A 23620-nucleotide genomic window follows, 5' to 3' on the forward strand; every position below is an offset into this window, starting at 1 on the left:
AAATCATGAAGTCATATTGGATGCAGAGCGATGGCATTAATGCCGACATCACATTACAAGAAACGGATCGTCCAGTACCGGGTCCTGGACAAATGTTGATTCGTGTGAAGGCGGCAGGCTTAAATCGCGGGGAATTTATCCTTGGTCATGGCCTTCATAAAGTGGGGTCTGCAAAGCAATTCGGTCTGGAGGCTTCTGGCGAAGTAGTCTCATGCGGGGAAGGCGTGACAGACTTTAAGCCTGGAGATCGAGTGATGGGTCGTTGTCCAGGGGCATTTGCTGAATATGCCTTACTGTCTGCACCAGAAACCATGCACATACCAGCATCCTTAAATTGGGAGCAGGCTGCAGCACTACCGCTGACTTCATTGGTGGTATTTGATATGTTGTTAGTACAAGGCCACTTAAAGCCAGGCGAATGGGTCTTTATCACTGGAGTGAGTTCTGGTGTTGGCGTCTCTGCTTTAACAATGGCAAAAGCTTTGGGAGCAAAAGTCATTGGTACCTCTGGTTCTCAAGAAAAACTCGATCAGTTAAAAGCTTTAGGTTTGGATGTGGGTATTTGTACTCGTGAACCTAATTTCTATGATGCGGTAATGAAGGCGACAGATGGCAAAGGCGTGGATTTAGTGATCAATGCCGTTGGCGGATCTGTATTTGCGGAATGCATCCGATCGATGGCTTTTCAGGGTCGTCTTGCTACAGTGGGTTATGTTGATGGTGTTCTTAAAGCAGAAGTCGATATCGAAGCTATGCACGCTAAACGCTTAAACTTATTTGGCGTATCCAATAAGTTTCGAACTGCAGCGCAGCGTTCAGCTGCAATGATAGAGTTTAAAAAATTAATTTTGCCCTTGATTGAAACGGGAAAAATTGTGCCTATGGTTTATCAAACCCTTCCATTTGAGAAGTTGCTAGAAGCTAAGGAGATCATGGACTCCAATCAACATCTTGGAAAAATTGTATTGGCAGGAACCCCGGAGGAAGCCTAATGCGTTATTTGAAATTTCTACTGCCCATATTTATTGGAATAGGTACTTTTAGTATCCAAGCGCAACCCTATCCCAATAAGCCAATTAAGTTAATTGTGGGCTTTGCACCTGGTGGCGCAGCAGATTATGTGGCGCGCAATATTAGTGTTCCCTTAGGTCAAGCTTTGGGTCAAACCATTGTGATTGAAAACAAGCCTGGAGCTGGCTCTAGTATTGCTGCTGAACAAGTTGCTAAATCACCACCAGATGGTTACACCATTCTGATTGCAAGTCCTAGTAGTATTTCTGTAAATCCTGCTTTAAGCCCTAAGTTGGGATATAAGCCGAGTGATTTTCAGCCAATCAGTAAGATTACAAGTTCCCCCGTTGTGATTGCGGTTTATCCAGGCACTGGAATTAATTCTATTAAGGAGTTGATTGCAAAAGCGAAGCAAGATCCGGGCGCCTTGAACTACGCGACTTCAGGTAATGGTTCTGCACCACACTTGGCAGCTGCTTTATTTGGTCAAGTGGCCGATGTCAAAATGACCCACATTCCTTTTCGTGGTGGATCTCTAGCGATTCAATCGGTAATCGCTGGTGATACACAACTTACCTTTGGTACTCCTCCATCAGTATTGCCAATGGTTCAAGCAGGGCGCTTAAAAGGCCTAGCAATTTCTGCAAAGGAACGCTCCCCTTTAGCTCCAAACATTCCTGGTATGAAAGAATCCGGCCTGCCTGATTACGCCATTGAGTTTTGGTATGGTTTATTTGTTCCTGCTGGAACACCACCAGCGATTGTGCAGAAGTTATTTGAGGCAACTCAAGCAGCATTAAAGCAACCCAATGTTAAAGCTGCTTTAGCACGTGAGGGTACCGATGTTTCACTATCGAGCTCTCCGGCACAGTTTGCAAAATTCCTCACTGAGGATGAAAAATTCTGGGTCAAGTTAGTAAAGTCTGCAGATGTTAGTGTTGATTAGACATATATAAAGAGATAAAAGAGATGGCAATGAAAATCCATAAGCTAGTGATGCTCGTATTAAGTAGTATCGCAATCAATGCCTTCGCAGCATATCCCGATAAACCCATTACACTCGTAGTGCCTGTCCCTCCTGGTGGAATATTGGATGCAGTTGCAAGAATGATTGCTCCAGAAATGACCAAAATTTTGGGTCAACCGATTGTGATTGAGAATAAAACGGGTGCTGGTGGAAATATTGCCGCAACTGCCGTTGCCAAATCAGCGCCCGATGGTTACACATTACTTTTGGGCTACTCCATGTTTCATGTGGCCAATCCATCAATGTATGCCAACTTAGCATGGGACCCAATACGAGACTTTGCTCCAGTAAGTATGTTGGTAGTTTCGCCGCATGTACTTGCAGTCAATCCTGCGGTACCAGCAAATACTTTGCAGGAGTTAGTAAATTATGCAAAAGCCAATCCAGGAAAGCTCAATTACGCAACTTCTGGAAATGGTTCTGTGCCTCACATTGGGGTAGAGCTTTTTAAACAACAAAATCAGTTAAATATTACCCATGTGCCTTACCGCGGTGCTGGCCCTGCCATGCTAGATGTGATTGCAGGTAATGTGCAGATGACTGTAGCAACGCCCCCATCTTTAATGCAGTTTGTGCAGCAAGGAAAGATGAAGGCTTTAGCTGTTGCGGCCAAGAAGCGTATCCCCCAAATGCCAGATGTTCCGACTTCAGCAGAAGCCGGCTTCCCCGGTTTTGAATTAGAAGCCTGGATTGGTATTTTGGCTCCAGCTGGAACGCCCCCAGCCGTGATTGCAACCCTGAACGATGCTGCTAGAACTACGCTCAATAACCCACAGGTAAAGCAGGCTCTTGAAAAGTCTGGAGTTGAGTTGCGATATATGAACCCAACACAGTTCGATGCCACCATTCGTAAAGATATTCAATATTGGTCTAAGGTCATTAAGACTGCCAATATCACTGTAGATTGAATTTAAAAGAATCTGAAGAATGCAAAAATGACTGACACCACTAAATCAAACCAATTTATAGACCGAGCCAAAAAGCTTGATTGTGCCGCCATTAGTGATGCACTCGATCGCTCGGGGGTTGTGGGGCAGTGCTATAAGATTGCTGCCTGTGATCCTAAGTTTCGGATGGTTGGTCATGCATATACCGTCTTATATCGCTTAGCCAATCCTGATGAAGAAGGTAATGTAGGTGAGTATATTGATGATGTACCGCCAGGTAATGTGATTGTGATCGACAATCAAGGGCGCGATGAAATGACTACTTGGGGCAATATTTTGACCGAGATGGCGCACCAAAGAAAAGTGGCTGGTACTGTCATTGACGGTATTAATCGCGATGTCTCTTTATGCCGCGAATTGAATTACCCAATCTATAGCAGTGGCTACTGGATGAGAACTGGTAAAGGCAGAATTCAGTTGGCTGGTTTACAGGTTTCAGTAAAGATTGGCGGCGTATCAGTAAATCCTGGAGACTTAGTGTGTGGTGACCCAGATGGCGTTGTTGTCGTACCGAGCCAGATGCAAGAGCAAGTGCTGAACTATGCCGAAGAGATTTTTTCTAGAGAAAATCAAGTCAGAAAAAGCATTCGAGAAGGCATGAGAATGGACGAAGCAAGAAAGCTCCAAAAGTATCATTTCTTACAGAGCCAGGACTACGAGAAGAAATAAATTTTCTTAATTACTTCGTAGGCGGGCGCTTTTGCGTACCCGTTCATAAAAACTATTGGGCTTTGTTTTAACCCATTGAATAAATTTCTGCATTTCAGCATGTTCTCTGAGAATGGCTGCATGATTTAATTGTGTGGCCAATTCTGTTTCTGTAAATAAGGCATGGATTTGCTTATGGCAAATACGATGTAGATATTCAGTAGCTTTGCCACCTTTGGACTTTGGTACGAGATGGTGCGCATCCTTTTGAGAATCTGGAATAACACGATCGCATATTGGACAAATCAGGACAGCATCCTTTTTGACTACTGGCGGTTGAAGCGCAATCAGTTTTTGCCGAATTTTCCCAATCATTTCTATTAATCCATCGTGTAACGTACCCTGCTAGTTTAGTAAATAAGCCTTAAACTTGCTGGATGCCAAAGCCCTTTATCAATTCTCTGTCAGAGTCAGATATATCCCGCCTTATAGAAATGGCCTGGGAGGACCGTACCCCATTTGATGCCATTGAAAAATCCTTTGGTTTATCTGAACCTCAAGTCATTGAACTGATGCGCAGTCAGCTAAAGCGATCCTCTTTTGAGCTTTGGAGAAAAAGAGTGACAGGCAGGGCGACCAAGCATATCGCTCTACGCAGCAAAGAAGTTCAACGGGCTTTTTGCCCTACACAATACAAAAATAAATGAAGCTAGCTAATAGGCTCGTATTGATTCTTGGGGATCAGTTAGATCTGCAGGGTGCTGCTTTGAGAAATTTTAAGCATGAGACTGATGAAATCATCATGATTGAGTCAGCAAATGAGGCTCAATATGTCTGGACCCATAAAGCTAAGATTGCTTTATTTCTATCGTCCATGCGTCACTTTGCAAAGACACTCGAAGATCAAAAATATCCACTTACTTATATTAAAGAATCCCCTTTATCGATTATTGAGGTGTTAAGGCAGCAGATTCTGCAAAAGAATATCAGTCACTTGGTGTGTATTGAGCCTGGCGAGTGGCGGCTCAGAAAATCCATCGAGGCTCTAGCCACTGAATTAAATATAGAACTTGAAATTCTGGAGGATGAACATTTTTATTGCAGCCCTCAAGAGTTTAAGAATTGGGTGGCAGATAAAAAAGAAATCAGACTGGAATATTTTTATCGCCTCATGCGCAAGACTCACCAGATTTTGATCGATGCTGACGGCAATCCCGAAGGAGGGCAATGGAACTTTGATCAAGATAATCGTAAGCCTTATCCCAAGAAGGGTCCTGGACTGATTGATGCCCCTAAAAGTTTTGAGCCTGATGAGATTACTCAAGAGGTATTAGATTTTGTCAGTAAAACCTACAAAGAACATCCAGGCTCATTGGACCACTTCAATTGGGCGGTTACGAGAGAACAAGCTTTAGAGTCGCTTCAGTATTTTATTGACTATCGATTGCGTCACTTTGGCATGTATCAAGACGCCATGTGGACAAATACTCCTTTTGGTTGGCACTCTGTCATCTCGTCCGCGCTCAATCTCAAGCTTTTGAATCCGCGAGAAGTGATTGCAGCAGTCATGCTTGCCTGGAAAAAGGATCCATCCCTTGAGCTTTCAAATATCGAGGGATTTACTCGGCAAATCTTAGGCTGGAGAGAGTTTGTGAGGGGGATGTATTACCTTGATATGCCTCAAATGGCGCAAGATAACTTTTATGAGCATCAGCGTGCTCTGCCAAAATGGTATTGGACCGGTCAAACCCAGATGGCTTGTATGCAAGATGCGATTGGTCAAACACTGCAGTATGGGTACGCTCACCATATCCAACGCCTAATGGTGACTGGAAACTTTGCACTTCTAGCTGAAATCTTGCCCAGTCAGGTGTGTGACTGGTATTTAGCAGTCTATGTAGATGCTATCGAATGGGTAGAGTTACCCAATACAGCCGGCATGGCTTTATTTGCGAATGGCGGACGTTTTACCAGCAAGCCCTATATTGCCAGTGGTGCTTATATCAAGCGTATGAGTAATTATTGCGGCACCTGTAAATATAAGCCCGATGTTCGTTTTGGTGAATCTGCCTGTCCTATTACTACGCTATATTGGAATTTCTTAATCAAGCATCGCGCCCAATTTGAGGCTAGTCCACGCACTCGATTGATGACTGCAAATTTAAAGAGAATTAGCGATTCCGATCAGTTATCCATTCAAGAGCACGCAAAAGTATTGCTTAATAATTTGGATGATCTTTAAGTGAAGGAAAAATCAGTTAGTTTTAAAGGTAACAAAAGCTTTTTACCAAGCAAGATCTGTGTTGTTTGTAACAAAGAAATGACCTGGAGAAAGTCTTGGGAAAAAAATTGGGAATCAGTAAAGTACTGCTCAGATGCTTGCAGAAAAAAGGCTCCTAAGGCGTCTACCTAAAGCGAATATGAACTACCAAGGCAATCGCTCGCCTGAGTAGGAGATAAAAGTACCAGAGTCTTGCTTCTCAAGACTTTCAATGACCTTGAACATATCGCCTGCAGCATCCCATGGTGGTCTACCAATCTGCTCTCCGCAAAAGGGTTGTGACAATCTGGAGTTCACAGTGCCAGGATGAATGGCAACTAGAGCAGTATTCGGTTTTGTTCGTGCAAATTCAATAGCGGCAGTTTTAATTAGCATGTTGAGTGCTGCCTTAGAGGCGCGGTAGCTATACCAACCTCCAAGACGATTATCTTCAATGCTTCCTACTTTTGCTGAAAGGGTAGCCATCACACTGTGATTGGTATCAAGTAGTTTTGAAAAATATTTGATAGTTAAAGCTGGGCCAATTGCATTAATCTGCATGAGATCTACTAACTGATCTGAGTTGATGTCTTCTAATCTTTTTTCAGGCATCCATTCAGAGGTATGTAATACACCAATCGTATTAATGATGAGCTGAAAGGGCCCTTCTGGAGCAAGTGCTTTGGCAGCTGCTTCTATTGACTCAGGCCGCTGGTAATCAATCGGAATTTCAGAATTTCGGTGAAGACCAATAGCGCTTGTACATAGGGGATTGCTTTGCAACAGCTCCATAAAGGCTGATCCGATAGTGCCGGAAGAGCCAATAATGAGGGCTTTAAAGGGTTGGGGTAGCAGTGCCATAAGCTCTTTTAATAAATAGGGTGTCCTCAGCTAGTTTATTGAATAAGTCTTAAAATTACTTGGTGAACCCCAAATTACAAAAACTAAGCCTCTTTTATGATGGCGCCTGTCCCTTATGTCAGGCAGAGATTCTATTTTTGTCTGGCCGTAATCAAGCAGGCTTATTAGAATTTATTGACATCAATTCAGAGAGATATGATCCTATCAAGGTTGGTATTTCATGTGAAGAAGCCTTGGCAGCGATGTATGGGCAATATGCCGATGGCACCCTAATAAGCGGACCTGCTGTTTTCCCAGCAGCCTATCAAAGGGCTAACTTGCCAAAACTGGCTTGGTTCTTCTCAAGAAAATCTTTGCAACCAGCATTGCAAATAGGCTATCGATTCTTTGCGAAAAATAGACATGCAATTTCTGGCTTATTAGGGCCGGGAGCACTTTGGCTAGTGAAGTCTTCAAGACAAAAGACGCATGCTTAAAAATAAATGAATAGCGAATTAAGGAATTAGGAGTCAATGTGAGATTAGAAGATAAAGATCCAGCCAGACATGCTGGCATTGAATACCCAATGGAAGTGGGTGCGCCAGTCTTTGCGCCGATTAAAGTGGTTGAGGAAAAAGATAAAGCAGTCAATGTCGCCAGACAAAATGCGAAGCTCGAATACGATCGCATCATGGAGCAGGCAGAAGTGCTCATGAAGCAAGCAAGAGCCCTGCAAGCTAGATTAGATGCTACGGAAATGGTTCATTGTGCTAAATTTGGCTTTAATCCAATTCATGGAAAAATTTATCACCTCTATTATGATGAACGCAATCAAGTGAATGTCTTGATCCAAAATGCCCCAAATAATTGGAGCTGTGGAATTCCGGATGGTTGGAACTACTTGATGGCTGTTAAGAAGTTGGGTGATAGTACTTGGGCCATCATCGAAGAAGACCAGCCCTTGTGAAAATTTTATTTTTGCGTTTGTTGTGGGTACTTCTTGGATCAACGATAGCAATTAGCTTGGCTTTATGGGTAACCCAGGCAAATTCACCATTACTGCTGGCTTCTCTTGGTGGTACAACTCTTTTTCTATTTGTACTATCGACGGCTCCTGCTGCACAACCAAGAGCAGTATTTGGCGCGCATTTAATCGGGGCCCTCATTGGAATCATCGCTTACCAATTATTTGGAGATGCTTTTTGGGTTTACGTTTTTGCCCTGGTGGTAACCATTGGTGTATTGCTATTGGTGAGATGTGTACATCCACCAGCTGGCGCTAATCCACTCATTATGATTCAGGCGCATGCAAGTTTTATACATCTAGGGGTAACAGTGCTGGTTGGTGTGTCTATTATTTTTGCAGTTGCCTATATCTGGAGTAGATTGGGTATTGGATCTAGAAAATATCCTGTTTCTTGGAATCAACCCTCACCACCATCCTTAAATTGGAGTATTTGGGAGCGGTAATTTCAGTATCTGTCCCAATCTAATGGGTTAAAAGCCAAAGTCACTGAGAGAAGGGTGATCATCTGGTCTTCTACCAAGAGGCCAAAAGAATTTTCTATCTGATTCTTTAATGGGTAAATCATTGATGCTGGCAAAGCGTCGCATCATAAATCCATTCTCATTAAATTCCCAATTTTCATTACCAAAACTTCGGCTCCAATTACCTGAGTCATCATGGCACTCGTAAGCAAAGCGAACAGCGATACGATTATCCGTGAAAGCCCAAAGCTCTTTAATGAGTCTGTAATCTAATTCCTTATCCCATTTACGTCGCAGAAATTCTTTTACTTGTTCTCGTCCTCTGGGAAATTCCGAACGGTTTCGCCAAATAGTATCTTCGGTATAAACCAAAGAAACTTTTTCCGGATCTCTTGTATTCCAAGCATCTTCAGCCATACGTATCTTTTGTATCGCTGTCTCTTTGGTAAATGGGGGAAGTGGTAATTTTTGCTCCATTGTGCACCTATGTTTTCTGCTGTCATTGGGGGTTTATTGAACGCTAAGCTTAACTACTAAATGACGGCTTATAGGCGCTCATCATCCGACAGCGCACTAATTTGGGGCGAAATTAAGGGGATCTATCTAGCCAATATTCTGCGTTGCAAGCACTCAAACTCACTTTGATGGAATTTTGATTGCGAAAATTGATGTTCACTATTTTGGTGCGTAGATATGTTGCTCGATAGGCTTTGGTGCATACCCATAGGAATTGCCCTAGCCTGCCTGATAACAATGGTGCATAGATTTTGAGACTTGAATCAACCCATTAAAACTACTTGGAGATGCAAATGAATTCATATCGCCCCTTTGATCCCGATAGACCCTTATTTAGTAGTCGTTGCAGTTGCGGTCGACATGCATCCGATGCCGATCATGCGCTCGATTTATCTGCAAAGATCGATGAAGAAAAAATGAGTGCCGATTTTGTTGAGGCAAGCTTAGTAAAAGCCTTGTTTCCTCAAGAAGATCGCAGGCGTGCATTTTTGAAGGCAGTGGGCGCTGGTGGTGCCATGAGTGCTTTATCAGGATTTCTGCCAATAGGATCTCTACAAGCTATGGCTCAAGAAAAAGCACCGCTTGAAAAACCTGACTTGAAGATTGGTTTTATTGCGATTACTTGTGCAACCCCACTGATCATGTCTGACCCATTAGGCTTTTATAAAAAGCAGGGTTTAAATGTCACCTTGAATAAAACCGCTGGCTGGGCTTTGATCAGAGACAAGATGCTCAATAAAGAGCATGACGCTTCTCACTTCCTCTCACCAATGCCATTGTCAATGTCTATGGGTCTAGGCTCTGATCCATCTCAAATGCGTGTGGCCACTATTCAAAACGTGAACGGTCAAGCAATTACTCTGGCGAATAAACACAAAGATAATCGTGATCCCAAAAATTGGAAGGGTATGAAGTTTGCAGTCCCATTTGAATACTCAATGCACAATTTCTTGTTACGTTATTACGTAGCACAAGCAGGCTTAGATCCAGATAAGGATATCCAAATCCGTGTGACACCTCCACCTGAAATGGTTGCTAATCTACGTGCTGGCAATATTGATGGTTTCTTAGGGCCTGATCCATTTAATCAGCGCGCAGTCTATGACGAAGTTGGCTTCATTCATATTCTGACAAAACAGATTTGGGACGGACATCCATGCTGTGCATTTGGTACTTCTGAGGAATTTATTAAGAAGAACCCCAATACCTTCGCCGCTTTATATCGGGCAGTACTTAATGCTTCTACGATGGCTCGTGATCCCGCCAATCGTCCACTCATTGCTAAGGTAATTTCAGCGCCTAATTATCTCAACCAACCAGAGACGGTAGTGATGCAAGTGTTAACTGGTAAGTTTGCCGATGGCTTAGGTAATGTGCAAAACGTTCCTGATCGGATCGATTTCAACCCAATTCCTTGGTACTCAATGGCCACTTGGATGCTGACACAGATGCAACGTTGGGGTTATGTGAAGGGCGATGTCAACTATAAGGACATTTCTGAAAAGGTATTCCTGTTGACTGATGCTAAGAAATATATGGGTGAAACTGGCATTGCCATTCCTCCATTAGCTAAGGCAGGTTACAAAAAAGACAAAATCATGGGTAAGGAGTTTGATCCAAGTCAGCCAGTTGCCTACCTCAAGTCTTTCCCGGGAAGCAAAGCTTAACAAGGTCATCTATGAAAAAGTTATCCGTAAAAGCGCGAGGCGCAATCCTCTCGCTAGTGATCTTGCTCGTTGCTCTATTAATGTGGCATATCGCAACTGTTCCTAAAGTGGTGATTAATCCAGTAACTGCTTCGGGATCTAGTGAGTATCAAGCCTTAATGGGGCAGAGTAGTGTTGGAGAAACTGCACAAAAATCAGGATTTCCAACACTGACTCAAATGGGCGAGACTTTCTATAAACAACTCTCACATCCTTTTTATGATAATGGGCCCAACGACAAAGGTATTGGAATACAGCTGGCCTACTCATTAGCCCGTGTGGGACTTGGATTCTTGTTAGCCATGCTGGTAGCAATACCTTTAGGGTTCTTGATCGGCATGTCTCCTTTGGCTTACGAGGCATTTAATCCGTTTATTCAAATACTCAAGCCAATCTCGCCTCTAGCTTGGATGCCAATTGCGCTCTATACGATTAAAGATTCTTCGATATCAGGCATTTTTGTAATCTTTATTTGCTCTGTATGGCCAATGTTGCTCAACACTGCATTTGGTGTTGCTAATGTCCGAAAAGAATTATTAAACGTAACGAAAACTTTAGAAGTTTCTCCATTACGCAAGGCTTTCTTGGTGATTTTGCCAGCCGCTGCTCCCACTATTCTCACAGGCATGCGGATCTCCATGGGAATTGCATGGTTAGTGATTGTTGCTGCTGAAATGTTAGTAGGCGGCACCGGTATTGGTTACTTCTTATGGAATGAATGGAATAACTTGTCTTTATCAAGCGTTATTTTTGCCATCATCCTCATTGGGGTGGTAGGTATGTTGCTTGATTTGGCTTTTGCTAAATTACAAAAGATGGTGTCCTATGCAGACTGAAAAAACATTTTTAAAGATAGAGAATCTCAGCAAATCATACAAGGCTGATGCTCCTCCCGTATTTGAAGGCATCAACTTTGAAATTGAACGAGGTGAGTTTGTTTGCATCATTGGCCATTCAGGTTGCGGTAAGACCACTATTTTGAATGTGCTTGCTGGCCTTGAGGATGCTTCCGGTGGCTATGCTTATATGACTGGTCGTGAAATTAAGGGGCCAAGCCTAGATAGAGGAGTAGTGTTTCAAGGTCACGCTTTAATGCCTTGGATGACAGCACTTCAAAACGTTGCTTTTGCCGTGAAATCGAAATTTCCTGATTGGTCTAAAGAAAAAATTACTGAGCATTCCAAAAAATATCTAGCGATGGTGGGTCTTGTAAATGCTGAAAACAAGAAGCCATCAGAGTTATCTGGTGGTATGAAACAAAGGGTAGGCATCGCTCGTGCATTTGCAATCGAGCCAAAGATGTTATTGCTTGATGAGCCTTTTGGGGCGCTCGATGCATTAACGCGCGGAGTGATTCAGGATGAGCTTCTAAAGATTTGTAGTGAAACCCAACAAACGGTATTTATGATTACGCACGATGTTGACGAAGCTATCTTATTAGCAGATAAGATCATGTTGATGAGTAATGGGCCCAATGCTCGCATTGCTGAGATTGTTGTCAATACCTTACCTAAAGATCGCAAACGCGCTAATTTACATCATGACCAAATGTATTACCCCATGCGCAACCATTTAGTAGATTTTCTGGTTAATCGCTCAAAAGATCTACAAGCAAAAGGAGCTACTGGAGGGCTTGACGGATATCAACCCACTGTAGTTCGCCCTGGTATAGATACACCAATTACCCAATAAATTACGAATTCAAATAAGGAGAATGAAATGGACCGTTCAGTAGTTACACAAAAAATTATCGAAGCTAAAGTGCGTAAAGGCATGAAGTGGGGCGATATTGCTCATGCAATTGGCGAGTCAAAAGAGTGGGTTACCGCTGGTTGCTTAGGCCAAATGACTTTTACGAAGCCTCAAGCAGAGGCAGCAGGTAAACTATTTGATTTGACTGATGAAGAAATGGCTTGGTTGCAAATCGTTCCTTATAAAGGTTCATTACCGACAGCTGTTCCAACTGATCCATTAATCTATCGCTGGTACGAAATTGTGAGTGTTTATGGAACAACGATTAAAGAACTCATTCATGAAGAGTTTGGGGATGGGATTATGAGTGCGATTGATTTTTCAATGGATATTCAGCGAGAACCAGACCCTAAGGGGGATCGTGTTCAGGTAGTGCTCTCAGGAAAGTATTTGGCCTATAAGACTTATTAATTTTGGTGATACTTAAACAAAAGCCACCTTCTGGTGGCTTTTTTATTAATCTAAACTGATCTTAGCGTCTTTTGCTACCTTGCCCCAACGCGACCATTCGGATTCGATTAAGGCATTCGCTTGTGCTGGAGTACCTGGTGAGGGATTGATTCCGCCCTTGATCAGACTAGAACGTGTTGCCTCGCTATTGATGACTTTATTCAAGCTTTGATTCAGCGTTTGTATTACGGCTGCGGGCGTATTTTTAGGTGCGACCAGTATCTGCCAGCCACTAATCACCACGGGAACACCTTGCTCTGAAAGTGTCGGAATGGAATCGGCGGATGAAATACGTTTCTCAGTGCTAATGCCTAATATTTTGATGCGACCACTACTGGCTTGGGGGAGTGCTACTGATAGTGGAACCATCATGGCATCGACATCTCCAGCTGCTACAGCGGTAATGGCTGGCGCAGCTCCCTGAAAAGGAACGTGTACTAAATCAATACCGCTAGTTTGTTTAAGTTTCTCAAATGCAATCTGTGAAGTACTGCCAATTCCCCACGATGAGTAATTTAATTTTCCAGAGCGCGCTTTTGCATACTCAATGAACTCTCCAAGGTTATTGACTGGCAATTTAGGATTGATTACTAAAGCAAACGGAAAACTGCCTAACAATCCAACGGCTGAAAAATCTTTGAGCGCATCGTAATTTACTTTTTTGTATACATGCGGATTGATGGCCAATCCTTCCGCTCCTGCTAGAAGGAGGGTGTAGCCATCGGCAGGAGATTTGGCGACAAAGTCTGTGCCAATCATAGTATTAGCCCCAGGCTTATTTTCCACAATGATAGATTGCCCTAATTGTTCTGTTAATCCTTGGGCAATTGTGCGAGCAGATATATCGACATTACCGCCAGCCGTAAAGGGCACGATTAAGCGAATGGCATGGTCGGGGAAAGGCGCTGCATGACTTGATCCAATACTTGCGACTAGTAACAAAGATATGCTTATAAGCTTTAATAGTTTCATGAAGAGTACCTTAGTTATATTTTCCGGCTAACAGGGAGCCATAGCCCCGAATGTCTGATTTAATTCCGGCGACTCTGATAGCGTTCCACATCGTCGCGGCAATACTGGAAATAATTGGCTTGCCTAAACTAGCTTCTGCTTTTTCTAGGGCATCAATTGTCGGCATTCCAACGCCACTGATAAAGATGGCATCGGCCCCTGAGAGATCTACTTGCTTCATGAGTTGCCCAGCTCTTTCGGGTGTTTCGTCATAAATATTTTTGACGCCTGGTAAATTTCCAAAGCTAATAATATTGAAGCCGTATTCCTCCAATAAATTTTTACAGCGCAAGGTGTTTTGCTCGCTATAGGGTGTGCCAAAGGCGATATTGTTTACTCCGATTTGTCTGAGCGCAGTCACCACACTTCCAAAAGCGGTAATAAAGGGAACTTCAAATGTTTTCTGAAGGCAATCGACCAATTTGGCCTCGCCATCTTTGCCTAAGGTGTAGCTATTTGCTGTATGAGCCATAGCTACTACACTGGGATTCACTAATTTCATTAGTGCTAGATTTTCATCAAGGTGGTCGATTTGAGATTGGTTGCGCTCATCTTGCCCTAACAGGCTACCAGTTTCACCAAAGGCGACCATTCTGGTGAAGTGCACAGAAAACTCAGGGCGTGCCATTTTGATAACCTCGCCCTCGGTGTTAGGGTTTCCTGGGGGGATTAAAAATCCAAGGCGCGCAAGGCTCTGCATTAATACTGTCTCCAATATATTTTTTAAGCTACTTTAGCAGTATTTGAACATGCTATTGGGAATGTCGATAGAAGAATTATGGCTATGCTTTAAAAAAATGGTAGGCTTGAATAATTGCCAAAGTACTTATAGAAGCTTTATTTTCTAAGTTCATCAATAAAGATAAGAAAGATTCTGTGATGGATAATTCCGTGGTAGATGAAGTCATTAACGTAAGGATGTCTGCAAGGGCATTCACGCAAGAATTACCTTCTCGTGAATTGATAGACCATATTTTGGGGGTCGCCAGTAGGGCTCCATCCGGAGTAAATACCCAACCTTGGAAGGTTTATGTCCTTGAGGGAAAATTGAGGGATAAGCTTTGTGAAAAGGTATGTCAAGCCTATGCAGAGGTTTCTAAAAATCCTGAATTAGCAAATGAATACAAAGAGACCTATAGCTACTATCCAGAAAAATGGTTTAGTCCCTATATCGACCGTCGTCGTGAAAACGGTTGGAGTCTATATGGCTTACTAGGTATCGAGAAAGGTGAAAAAGAGAAGATGTTTTTACAGCATCAGCGAAATTTCCGATTCTTTGATGCACCAGTAGGACTATTTTTTACCATTCACAAAGACTTGGGCACTGGATCAATCCTCGACTATGGAATGTTTTTGCAAAGCATCATGATCTCGGCTCAAAGTCATGGATTAGCAACATGCCCTCAGGCTGCATGGAATAAATTTAGCAAGATCATCACTCCAATAATTGGTGCTGGAGAAGACGAGATGCTCGTTTGCGGAATGGCCATTGGCTATGCAGACCGGGCTCAAAAGGTAAACACCTTCAAGACCCCACGCTCAAAAGCTGAAGAATTTATAACATGGGTGAAATGAGTTGATGGACTTATTGAGGGTTAGGGATTTCCCGATATATCACTTTGCACCCTAATCTCCTGTGCTATTGTCATCATAGACTCAATCACTGGGCTTAAATGAAAGGTTAATCGATGGCTAACTTTTGGGAATTAAAGCTTTATAAAAAAATATCTTATATATTTCTTGGTCTTTTTTTATCTTTTTCTAGCTTTGGAGTTGTCCTAGCAGATTCTTTCCCAAGCAAACCAATACGCATTATCGTGCCTTATCCTCCAGGTGGTGGTAATGATGTTTTAGCTAGAATGTTTGCGCCTGAATTATCTAAGGCATTAGGTCAGTCAGTAATAGTTGAGAATCGTCCTGGCGCAGGAGGTTCAATGGGGTCTGCAAGTGTTGCGAAATCAGCTCCAGACGGATACACGCTTCTTATCATCAATACCGTTCCTCATACAGCTTCTGCTGGAATCTATCCAAAACTTGGGTATGATCCGGTAAAAGATTTTGCTGGCGTTGCACTTGTTGCCTCCAATCCTTATGTTATTGCTGTCAATCCAAATTTACCTGCCAAAAATATTACTGAGTTCATAGCGCTGGCTAAATCTCAGCCTGGAACTATTTACTATGGATCAGCAGGTACCGGAAGCGTAACTCATTTGAATGCTGAATTATTTAAGACTGCTGTTAAGGCGGATCTTATCCATGTACCCTATAAAGGAGGTGGACCTGCCATTGCAGATTTATTGGGTGGCCAGGTTCAGATGACAGTTGAAAACGTTTTTTTAATGGCTCCATACTTCAAAGCAGGTCAACTTCGCCCTATTGCTGTGACCGGTCTAAAGCGATCCTCTATATTGCCTGATACACCAACAATCGCAGAGTCTGGTTATCCCAATTTTGAAATTATTGGCCAGTTTGGTTTTGTTGCGCCTGCTGGTACTCCTAATGACGTCCTTTTAAAATTAAATAGTGCTTTTAATAAAATCACAAAGTCTCCAGAAATTACCGCAAAGCTAAATGCTCAGGGGACCGATCCTCGCAGTGTGACGCCAGAGGCATTTCAATCTATTCTTCAATCTGAATCCATTAAGTGGCTTGGTGTTATCAAGGAAGCCAATATCCGTGGTGAATAATTTTTGTTATAAATAATTGAAAATAGATCAAGATTTTTCAATTCAAGTTGTAGAAACCGATGTACTAGTCTTAGGGGGTGGTCTTGCGGGATTTCGGGCTGCAGTTAGCGCAAAGAATTCTGGCGCTGAAGTAATTATTGCATTCCAGGCGCATGGCGCATCCCAATATATTATTGGCTTCAATGCGCCCTTGGGTGATTCTGATTCAAGGGATAATCCCCAAGTTTACTTCGACGATATAGTTAAAGGTGGGTACGGTCTTAATGATCGTCAATTAGTATCTGTTATTGCTAATGGGGCTATAGATGCCCTAAATGAATTGGTATCGATCGGTATTCCTTTTGAGCGGAAGGCAAATAAATTTGTTCAACGTCATCTATCCGGCAATTCATATCCTCGCTCTGTATTTCATCCTAATGGAATTGGACACCTTGCTCTTAAGGGATTGATTGAGCACAGCAAAAATATTGGGGTCAAAGAATATTCAGGTGTTAAGGTCATCAACCTACTAAAGGATGGTGACGAGGTTGTTGGAGCTATCCTTGCAAAAAAACATACTGGTGAATTTATTGCTGTGCATGCAAATGCAGTTGTCATGGCAATGGGTGGGATAGGAGCTATTTATTCAGATAGTACTTATCCCGCTGATGTTGCTTCAGATTCTTATGCTTTAGCTTTACATGCCGGAGCAACATTAATTGATATGGAGTTTGTTCAGTTTGAGCCAACTGTAGTCGTATACCCAGAAGGTGCTAAGGGTATGGAAATGCCAACGGCAATGTTGGGTGATGGCGCTCACTTACTAAATTCTCTGGGTGAGCGTTTTATGTTTAATTACAACCCTGAATTTGGTGAGACGAAGATTGAAAAAGCAAAGATGGCACTCTGTATACAGCGTGAGATCGATGAAGGGAGAGGGCTTTCTGATGGAACTGTCTTGTTTGATACCACTAAGGTTCCACCAGAAAAACTGGAATCATATGTCAATCATTGCAAACGATTACGCAATTCAGGATTAGAGCCTTTAACAAATCTTCCAAGGATTAGGCCGGCAGCTCATAGCCATATGGGTGGGATTAAGGTTGATAAAAATTATTGGACAGGTATTGCAGGTTTATATGCTGCAGGGGAAGCAAGTGGGGGCGTACATGGGGCAAGTCGTTTGGCCGGCAATGGAGCAAGTGATGTCATTGTTTCAGGAGGCGTTGCTGGGCGTTCAGCTGCTAGTTTAAAAAAGAGTGGAGCTAAGCGAAATTGGAATCAAATCCACCATACAGCCTTAGAAAAAATTAAATCACTCTCCAATAAAGAAAAAGGAATCAAGGCTGAAGAAATCAAAAAGGCACTATGTGACACTATGCTTTCTTCCGCTGGACTTATACGAGATGAGGCTAGCTTGAAACGCGGTAGGAAAAAGCTAATAGACCTCCAGTCTCTTCTAAATCAAGGAGTTCAGTCTAAGAGCCTTCCCGATGCTCTGCGAGCTTTAGAGGCCGAACATATGGTATTAACTGCCATAGTGGTTGTTGAGTCGGCTTTGGAGAGATCCGAAAGTAGAGGGGCGCATCGCCGAAGTGATTATCCTAATAGCGATGATTCCCATTGGTTGCATCATATTGGCTTTAAGATGAACTATGAACAAAAGCTTGATCGTCTTAAGCTTCCTCTTGAGTAATATTAATTAAAAAATAAGTGAGACTACAACAATGAACAACAAGCCGCTTAGCGGAATTAAGGTTCTCGACTTTACTAGGATGCTAGCTGGTCCCTATTGCACTATGCTTTTGGGGGATCTTGGTGCAGAAGTGATTAAAATTGAGGGCCCTAATGAAGGGGATCCAATTCGTACACAAGGCCCACCATTCTTTCAGGATAGTGGAGTTACTTTTTATGCAACCAATCGAAATAAGTATTCCTGTGCAATTGATATGCGTACCCCTGAAGGTAAACTACTTGTACAAAAGTTAGCAACAAAGGCCGATATTATTGTTGAAAACTTCCGTCCAGAGGTAATGAGGAAGCTAGGGTTGGATTACGACTCATTAAGCAAAGAAAATCCCAGACTTATTTATGCAGCACTTTCTGGATATGGTGCAGATGGGCCGGAAAGTGAAAAAGGTGCATTTGATTTAACCATTCAAGCTGTTGGTGGATATATGAGCATTACCGGTGAGCATGGAGGTGCCCCAGTAAAGCTTGGGACTTCAGCTTTTGACATTGTTGCTGGCATGAATGCTCATTCTGGAATTCTGGCTGCTTTATTTCATCGAAGCAATACAGGTAAAGGTCAGAAAATTGAAACTAGCTTACTAGAGGGTGAGGTTGCCTTTTTAGCAAATGTAGGCCTGGATTACTTAATGTTTGGGAATATTCCGCAAAAATGGGGTTCTGAACATCCGCAAGCGGTTCCTTACAAAGCATTTGAAACAAATGATGGGTGGTTAGTTATTGGGGCAGCAATTCAAAATCTGTATGAAAAATTTATGCATGCAATAGATAGGAGTGATTTGGTAGTCAATGCTAATTTCTCTAATTTAGCCGCTAGAACACAAAATCGTCTGGAGCTATATGAAATTCTTGATGGTGAGGTAAAAAAATATAGCACTCACGCATTAATGCAAAAATTGGAAAAAGCTGGAGTTCCTTGCGCACCTGTGAATAACATTAAAGAAGTTTTTGAAAATAGCCAGGTTTTACATAGAAAAATGCTTGGTAATCTTGAGCATCCAAGTTATGGAAAGATTCCAACAATTGGACCTGCAGTAAAGTATTCTGCTTTTGAATCTGCTGGTGGCTGGATAGCACCTCCATTATTAGGTGAGCATACACAGCATGTATTAGAGGCTTGGTTGGGATGTAGTGAAGAAGATATTGCCAGTCTTAGAGAGAAGAAAGTATTTGGTTAGTTTTAATTAAATTTCATAGAGGATTTATGCCAGAGAATAATAATATCGACCTTAAGGATATGGACCCTTTTTCTAAGGCAGAGGTTGGAATGAGCTCGAGCTTCATTAAAACAGTGAGTGAGTCAGATGTATATTTATATGCAGGAATTACTGGAGATTTTTCTCCCAATCATGTAGATGCTGAGTTCATGGAAAAAGGTGCATATGGAGAGCGAGTAGCTCATGGCACACTCATGCTTGGCTTTATGTCAGCGGCCTCTGCTCGAATGTATCTAGGGCGGACTGTTTCTCAGGGGTATGATCGTGTTCGCTTCTTAAAGCCAGTTCGTTTTGGTGACACGATTACCACCATATATAAAGTGAGCTCTATAGACAGCGTAAAAAAGAAAATTATTGCGGATGTAACATGCACTAATCAGCGCGGTGAGTTAGTAGCTGTGGCGACTAATATTAGAGTCCACATTGGATAAAGTGAAAGTTTCAACATGACTGTTTTGTTAAGCGCTATTGACGGTAGCTCGCTAGTATTAGAGATGAATCGTCCTGAGTCGATGAATGCTATGTCGAGTGATCTTGCAAAATCTCTTTTATCTGCTGTATTAGCAGCTGGCGAAAATAAAAAAATACGTGCCATTATCATTACCGGCGCAGGCGATAGAGCATTTTGTGCTGGAACTGATTTAAAAGAGCGGCGACATTTAAGTGCTGACCAGAAATGGGAGCAAAGCAGATCGTTATTTCATCTTAATGAGGCAATTAGAAACTCTTCGCTACCTGTAATCGCGGCTATTAATGGCTGGTGTCTAGGTGGTGGATTTGAGCTAGCACTATATTGTGATTTAAGAATTGCAACGCCTGAATCAAAATTTGGCTGGCCAGAGATGACCTTGGGAGCCTATCCAGGGGGCGGTGGAGCGGTAATGTTGCCGAGAATTATTGGGCAAGCCAAAGCTAAGGAGTTATTCTTTACTGCAAGACGAATTGATGGAATTGAAGCATTAGATTTAGGTATTCTTAATGCACTTGTTCCCAAAGAGAAATTAATGGACAAGGCCAAAGAATTTGTTAGTGGAATAGAAACAACCAGCCCATTAGGCTTGGCGGCCATTAAAAAATCAATCAATGATGGTGCAGACACTCCTTTTGACGAAGCGGTAAAAGTTGACCAGATGATGCGTAGGCCGCTCGAATCTACAGAAGACTATAGCGAGGGCTTGCTCGCACATTTTGAAAAAAGACGAGCAATTTTTAAGGGTAAATAAGTTTTGCACCAACTCACTCTTTTCTTTAACGAGTTTTTCTATTCACTTACTTGTATCCGACTATTTTATTGAGTGCTATCTTTAGCAAAAGCGCTTTATGATGATTTACTTATTAAAGGAATGAATATGTCTAATGGATTTGAGATTAACGATCGCGTACCACCATCCTTAGAGGGAATAAAAGCTTTAGCACAATTTCCCACCTCTATTTTGTGTGACGCTACTGGCCGCATGATTGGTACAAATGGATTATTGCCAGTAAATAAGTCTCCAGTTACTGCTTGCGGAAATGCAGTCACAGTGAAGGTTCGTTCCGGCGACAACTTACTAATTCATCTTGCCCTTCGAATGCTGCAACCTGGAGATGTACTGGTAGTTGATGGTGAGGGAGATCTTACTCGTGCTCTTTTTGGTGAAATTATGATGAGCGTTGCTAAAGCTAAGGGTGCAGTTGCAGCGGTCATTGATGGCGCTATTCGTGATGTGAATGCTTTTGAAAACGCTCAGTTTCCATGCTGGGCGAGAGGCATTAATTTAAGGGGACCATATAAAGAAGGTCCCGGAGCACTGAATATTCCTGTGTCCATTGGCGGTCTCATTATTAATCCTGGAGATATTGTCCTAGGTGACTCTGATGGGATCGTGGCTTTCCATCCTAGTTTGGCCTTAGAAGTTGCGCAGCTGGGTGAAAAAAAGCTAGCTCAAGAAACTGCTACCTTAAAGTCTATTAGAGATGGCAGTTACAACGACTCATGGATTGATGGCGTTCTTAAGCAAAAGGGTTGCTAAAGTATCTACATCATTGTTGTAGGTTAAAAGGGTATTAGCTTAGTAACCTTAAAATATGGCATTGTGTTGACAAGTGTATATTTAGGAGTAAAACTAGCTACTACTAAATTTTAGTGGCCTCTTTATTTAGGGAAAAGGTACGCTGCATGACGCTTCTCAGTAGATTATTTTTAATTGCATGTGTAATCAGTGCAAATGGCGTTTATGCCCAAGCGTGGCCTGCCAAACAAATCACTATTGTTGTTCCTTTTGCTCCCGGTGGCAATATTGATATTGTAGGCAGGACTGTTGGTAAAGAGCTTTCCAAAATTTTGCAACAAACCGTCATTATTGAAAACAAACCTGGCGCAGGTGGTATGGTAGGGGCCACTTACGTCGCTAAAAGTAAGCCTGATGGATATACCTTCTTGGTAAGCAGCAACGGGTTAGTGACAACTACCCTGATTCGGAATGATCAGCAGCATAAGGATGAGGAATTGGTTCCGATTACTCTGCTAACAATAGCCCCTTCTGTCATTATTGCTAATAACAATAATCCAGCTGCCAATTTAAAAGAATTTATTGCTAACGTAAAAGCCAGTAAAGATAATCGTGTTGTATTCGCTACAGCAGGGGTGGGGACGACACCTCACTTTGTTTCAGCACTTTTTAAGATAGCCTCTGATATTGAAGTTGAGCCTATTCCATACAAGAGTGGTATTGATACAGTTACTGCATTAGTGGGTAATCAAGTTCAACTGGCTGCTGAGTCTACTCAAGTGGTCACTCCGAAGATTAAGGCGGGCATGGTAAAGGCGTTAGCAGTGACTTACGATCAGCGTTCTTCAAGTCTGCCAGATGTTCCAACCACTAAAGAATTGGGTTATCCCAGTATTTTTATCACTCATTTTGTTGGGATGATGGCACCTGCAGGTACTCCTGTTGCTATTTTAGAGAAGATGAGTCAAGCCAATCAAAAGGCCTTGCAGTCACCCGAGGTAAAGAGTGTTTTTAATAATGCTGGAACTATTGTTGTTGGAGGCTCAAGAGCGAGTTTTGCTGAATATTTGCAAAAAGAGCGTGAACGCTTAAAGGCGGTTGTACTCGATGCCAAGATGACTCAATAGAATTGATATGGCGCATTCACTTTTAGATGTAACAACAGTCAATTCCGTAGAGCTCACCCCAATAAGAGCCACATTGATGCGGGGCGGCTCCAGCAAGGGTCTTTATTTCCTTGGCTCAGATCTCCCCGCTGATAAAGCGATGAGAGATGCCATTCTTTTAGCAAGTTATGGATCTCCCGATACACGACAGGTGGATGGTGTTGGTGGGGCAGATCCTTTGACGAGCAAAGCGGCAATCGTTAATCTATCCCAGCGTGATGATGCTGATGTTGAATATACTTTTTGTCAGGTCGGTATTGAAGATGCTGCAGTTTCTACTGGTGGCAATTGCGGCAATATGCTCTCAGGGGTGGGCGCATTTGCCATCTTACGCGGCTTGGTGAAGGCAGTTGAGCCACTTACTACAGTGCGTATTTTCACAACAAACACCCAACAAGTCGTGATTGCCTCTATACCTACTCATGATGGAATGCCTGTTTGGGATGGTGATTGCTCTATTGCTGGTGTACCGGGAACCGGGGCTACTATACGCTTGGATTTTGGTGATTGTAGTGGGGCTGTTTCAGGAAAATTACTACCTACAGGGCATTCAATAGACCAGGTCTTTATAAACAATCAAGAAATTCCTTTGTCATTGATTGATGCTGCCACTCCTTTTGTTTTTGTACGAGCCAATGATATTGGTGCTACAGGCTATGAGACACCAGAGGAAATGCGAAGTAACGCTTCACTCATGGCAACATTAGAGCAGGTAAGGGGTTGGGCAGCGGTTCAACTGGGAATAGTGAGTAAGCCTGAAGAAGCCTTAGCCAAGTCTCCTAACGTTCCCCGGGTCATGATGATTGCGCCGATAGCGGATTATGAGACAGTGCAAGGGAAGATGGTTTTAAAAGATGACGCTGATGTTTGTGTTCGACAACTCAGCATGCAAAAACCGCATAAAGCATTAGCAGTTACTGGTGCTGCGTGTGCTGCTGTGGCCAGTGCAGTTCCGGGCTCTCTTCTGCAGCAATTAGTAGGAGGTGATAAGGCAGTTGTAAGACTTGGTCACCCAAGCGGGGTATTAAGAGTTGCCGCTAAATCCACATTGATTAAGGGTAATTTAACGATCCAAAGCGCGCAAATAGAGCGTACCTGCCGTTTACTCATGGATGGATTTGTCTATGTACGCAACAGCAAAATCGAGAATCTTTTACAAGAAATGAAAAAATAAT

At 42.6% G+C, this 23620-nt stretch carries 28 protein-coding genes; 23 read left to right on the forward strand and 5 right to left on the reverse strand.

Going from position 1 to position 23620, the window contains the following annotated elements; genetic code table 11:
- Nucleotides 1-5: 5 nt before the first annotated feature.
- From ICN38_RS10155 to ICN38_RS10170, 4 genes are read left to right on the forward strand one after another with little or no spacing between them, the layout of a single operon-like run.
- A complete protein-coding gene (locus ICN38_RS10155; protein ID WP_216256978.1) occupies nt 6-992 on the forward strand; it encodes a zinc-binding dehydrogenase in 987 nt (328 codons plus the stop codon).
- Nucleotides 992-1957, forward strand: a complete 966-nt coding sequence (locus tag ICN38_RS10160) for a tripartite tricarboxylate transporter substrate binding protein (RefSeq protein WP_216256979.1) — start codon at nt 992-994, stop codon at nt 1955-1957. The genes ICN38_RS10155 and ICN38_RS10160 overlap by 1 nt, the downstream gene beginning before the upstream one ends.
- Nucleotides 1958-1986: 29 nt before the next feature.
- A complete protein-coding gene (locus ICN38_RS10165) occupies nt 1987-2946 on the forward strand; it encodes a tripartite tricarboxylate transporter substrate binding protein (RefSeq protein ID WP_255562817.1) in 960 nt (319 codons plus the stop codon).
- Between the two features lie 27 nt (nt 2947-2973).
- On the forward strand, nt 2974-3654 hold the full coding sequence (locus tag ICN38_RS10170) for an RraA family protein (protein ID WP_216256981.1): 681 nt from the start codon (nt 2974-2976) through the stop codon (nt 3652-3654).
- A 6-nt stretch (nt 3655-3660) separates the two neighbouring features.
- Here ICN38_RS10170 and ICN38_RS10175 read toward each other — a convergent pair whose 3' ends face one another.
- Nucleotides 3661-4008: an HNH endonuclease gene (locus tag ICN38_RS10175; RefSeq protein WP_216256982.1), complete on the reverse strand. Its 348-nt coding sequence runs from the start codon at nt 4006-4008 to the stop codon at nt 3661-3663.
- A 62-nt stretch (nt 4009-4070) separates the two neighbouring features.
- Here ICN38_RS10175 and ICN38_RS10180 point away from each other — a divergent pair, with 62 nt between their 5' ends.
- The 3 genes from ICN38_RS10180 to ICN38_RS10190 are packed head-to-tail and all read left to right on the forward strand — an operon-like array spanning nt 4071 to nt 6046.
- Entirely contained in the window at nt 4071-4340 is a 270-nt protein-coding gene (locus ICN38_RS10180) for a TIGR03643 family protein (RefSeq protein ID WP_216256983.1), read from the forward strand.
- Nucleotides 4337-5875, forward strand: a complete 1539-nt coding sequence (locus tag ICN38_RS10185; protein WP_216256984.1) for a cryptochrome/photolyase family protein — start codon at nt 4337-4339, stop codon at nt 5873-5875. The genes ICN38_RS10180 and ICN38_RS10185 overlap by 4 nt, the downstream gene beginning before the upstream one ends.
- Entirely contained in the window at nt 5876-6046 is a 171-nt protein-coding gene (locus tag ICN38_RS10190; protein WP_216256985.1) for a DUF2256 domain-containing protein, read from the forward strand. It begins immediately after the preceding gene.
- Between the two features lie 12 nt (nt 6047-6058).
- On the opposite strand, the gene ICN38_RS10195 is transcribed toward ICN38_RS10190, so the two are convergent.
- Complete coding sequence (locus ICN38_RS10195; protein ID WP_216256986.1) at nt 6059-6754, reverse strand: SDR family oxidoreductase; 696 nt, start codon at nt 6752-6754, stop codon at nt 6059-6061.
- 62 nt (nt 6755-6816) lie between these two features.
- Between ICN38_RS10195 and ICN38_RS10200 the strand changes: the two genes are divergently transcribed.
- Genes ICN38_RS10200 through ICN38_RS10210 form a run of 3 tightly spaced genes read left to right on the forward strand, consistent with a single transcriptional unit; the run spans nt 6817 to nt 8203 of the window.
- Nucleotides 6817-7230: a DCC1-like thiol-disulfide oxidoreductase family protein gene (locus ICN38_RS10200; RefSeq protein ID WP_216256987.1), complete on the forward strand. Its 414-nt coding sequence runs from the start codon at nt 6817-6819 to the stop codon at nt 7228-7230.
- Nucleotides 7231-7268: 38 nt separating this feature from the next.
- The gene (locus ICN38_RS10205) at nt 7269-7700 is read left to right on the forward strand and encodes a DUF2452 domain-containing protein (protein ID WP_216256988.1); all 432 of its coding nucleotides are present in this window, start codon (nt 7269-7271) and stop codon (nt 7698-7700) included.
- Entirely contained in the window at nt 7697-8203 is a 507-nt protein-coding gene (locus ICN38_RS10210) for an HPP family protein (RefSeq protein WP_216256989.1), read from the forward strand. Before ICN38_RS10205 ends, ICN38_RS10210 begins: the two co-directional genes overlap by 4 nt.
- A gap of 27 nt (nt 8204-8230) precedes the next feature.
- On the opposite strand, the gene ICN38_RS10215 is transcribed toward ICN38_RS10210, so the two are convergent.
- Nucleotides 8231-8698 carry a nuclear transport factor 2 family protein gene (locus ICN38_RS10215; protein WP_216256990.1) on the reverse strand — a complete coding sequence of 156 codons (468 nt, stop codon included), beginning with the start codon at nt 8696-8698 and terminating at the stop codon, nt 8231-8233.
- Nucleotides 8699-9030: 332 nt separating this feature from the next.
- Between ICN38_RS10215 and ICN38_RS10220 the strand changes: the two genes are divergently transcribed.
- From ICN38_RS10220 to cynS, 4 genes are read left to right on the forward strand one after another with little or no spacing between them, the layout of a single operon-like run.
- Nucleotides 9031-10404, forward strand: a complete 1374-nt coding sequence (locus ICN38_RS10220; protein ID WP_216256991.1) for a CmpA/NrtA family ABC transporter substrate-binding protein — start codon at nt 9031-9033, stop codon at nt 10402-10404.
- Nucleotides 10405-10415: 11 nt separating this feature from the next.
- On the forward strand, nt 10416-11279 hold the full coding sequence (gene ntrB, locus ICN38_RS10225; RefSeq protein ID WP_216256992.1) for a nitrate ABC transporter permease: 864 nt from the start codon (nt 10416-10418) through the stop codon (nt 11277-11279).
- Nucleotides 11269-12135, forward strand: coding sequence for an ABC transporter ATP-binding protein (locus ICN38_RS10230; protein ID WP_216256993.1), 867 nt, complete (start codon nt 11269-11271; stop codon nt 12133-12135). The genes ntrB and ICN38_RS10230 overlap by 11 nt, the downstream gene beginning before the upstream one ends.
- Nucleotides 12136-12162: 27 nt before the next feature.
- Complete coding sequence (cynS, locus tag ICN38_RS10235; protein WP_216256994.1) at nt 12163-12606, forward strand: cyanase; 444 nt, start codon at nt 12163-12165, stop codon at nt 12604-12606.
- A 45-nt stretch (nt 12607-12651) separates the two neighbouring features.
- Here the strand turns inward: cynS and ICN38_RS10240 are convergent, their stop codons facing one another.
- Together ICN38_RS10240 and ICN38_RS10245 are read right to left on the reverse strand one after the other, a co-directional pair.
- A complete protein-coding gene (locus tag ICN38_RS10240; RefSeq protein WP_216256995.1) occupies nt 12652-13587 on the reverse strand; it encodes a tripartite tricarboxylate transporter substrate binding protein in 936 nt (311 codons plus the stop codon).
- Between the two features lie 40 nt (nt 13588-13627).
- On the reverse strand, nt 13628-14356 hold the full coding sequence (locus ICN38_RS10245; RefSeq protein WP_216256996.1) for a hypothetical protein: 729 nt from the start codon (nt 14354-14356) through the stop codon (nt 13628-13630).
- Nucleotides 14357-14535: 179 nt separating this feature from the next.
- On the opposite strand from ICN38_RS10245, the gene ICN38_RS10250 reads away from it, so the two are divergent.
- From ICN38_RS10250 to ICN38_RS10290, 9 genes are all read left to right on the forward strand, one after another.
- Entirely contained in the window at nt 14536-15231 is a 696-nt protein-coding gene (locus tag ICN38_RS10250) for a nitroreductase (RefSeq protein WP_216256997.1), read from the forward strand.
- 113 nt (nt 15232-15344) lie between these two features.
- Nucleotides 15345-16343, forward strand: coding sequence for a tripartite tricarboxylate transporter substrate binding protein (locus ICN38_RS10255; RefSeq protein ID WP_216256998.1), 999 nt, complete (start codon nt 15345-15347; stop codon nt 16341-16343).
- 16 nt (nt 16344-16359) lie between these two features.
- Nucleotides 16360-18018, forward strand: coding sequence for an FAD-binding protein (locus tag ICN38_RS10260; protein ID WP_216256999.1), 1659 nt, complete (start codon nt 16360-16362; stop codon nt 18016-18018).
- A 31-nt stretch (nt 18019-18049) separates the two neighbouring features.
- The gene (locus ICN38_RS10265; RefSeq protein ID WP_216257000.1) at nt 18050-19249 is read left to right on the forward strand and encodes a CaiB/BaiF CoA-transferase family protein; all 1200 of its coding nucleotides are present in this window, start codon (nt 18050-18052) and stop codon (nt 19247-19249) included.
- A 26-nt stretch (nt 19250-19275) separates the two neighbouring features.
- Nucleotides 19276-19719, forward strand: coding sequence for a MaoC family dehydratase (locus ICN38_RS10270; protein ID WP_255562818.1), 444 nt, complete (start codon nt 19276-19278; stop codon nt 19717-19719).
- A 15-nt stretch (nt 19720-19734) separates the two neighbouring features.
- Nucleotides 19735-20511 (forward strand): enoyl-CoA hydratase/isomerase family protein, encoded by a 777-nt coding sequence (locus ICN38_RS10275; protein ID WP_216257001.1) that lies wholly within the window; start codon nt 19735-19737, stop codon nt 20509-20511.
- Between the two features lie 126 nt (nt 20512-20637).
- Entirely contained in the window at nt 20638-21300 is a 663-nt protein-coding gene (locus ICN38_RS10280) for an RraA family protein (RefSeq protein ID WP_216257002.1), read from the forward strand.
- Nucleotides 21301-21446: 146 nt separating this feature from the next.
- Entirely contained in the window at nt 21447-22406 is a 960-nt protein-coding gene (locus ICN38_RS10285) for a tripartite tricarboxylate transporter substrate binding protein (protein ID WP_216257003.1), read from the forward strand.
- 7 nt (nt 22407-22413) lie between these two features.
- Nucleotides 22414-23619 (forward strand): 2-methylaconitate cis-trans isomerase PrpF family protein, encoded by a 1206-nt coding sequence (locus tag ICN38_RS10290; protein ID WP_255562819.1) that lies wholly within the window; start codon nt 22414-22416, stop codon nt 23617-23619.
- Nucleotide 23620 lies beyond the last annotated feature (1 nt).

It is taken from the genome of Polynucleobacter sp. AP-Melu-500A-A1, assembly GCF_018882125.1.
In the GTDB taxonomy this organism is placed as follows: Bacteria; Pseudomonadota; Gammaproteobacteria; order Burkholderiales; family Burkholderiaceae; genus Polynucleobacter.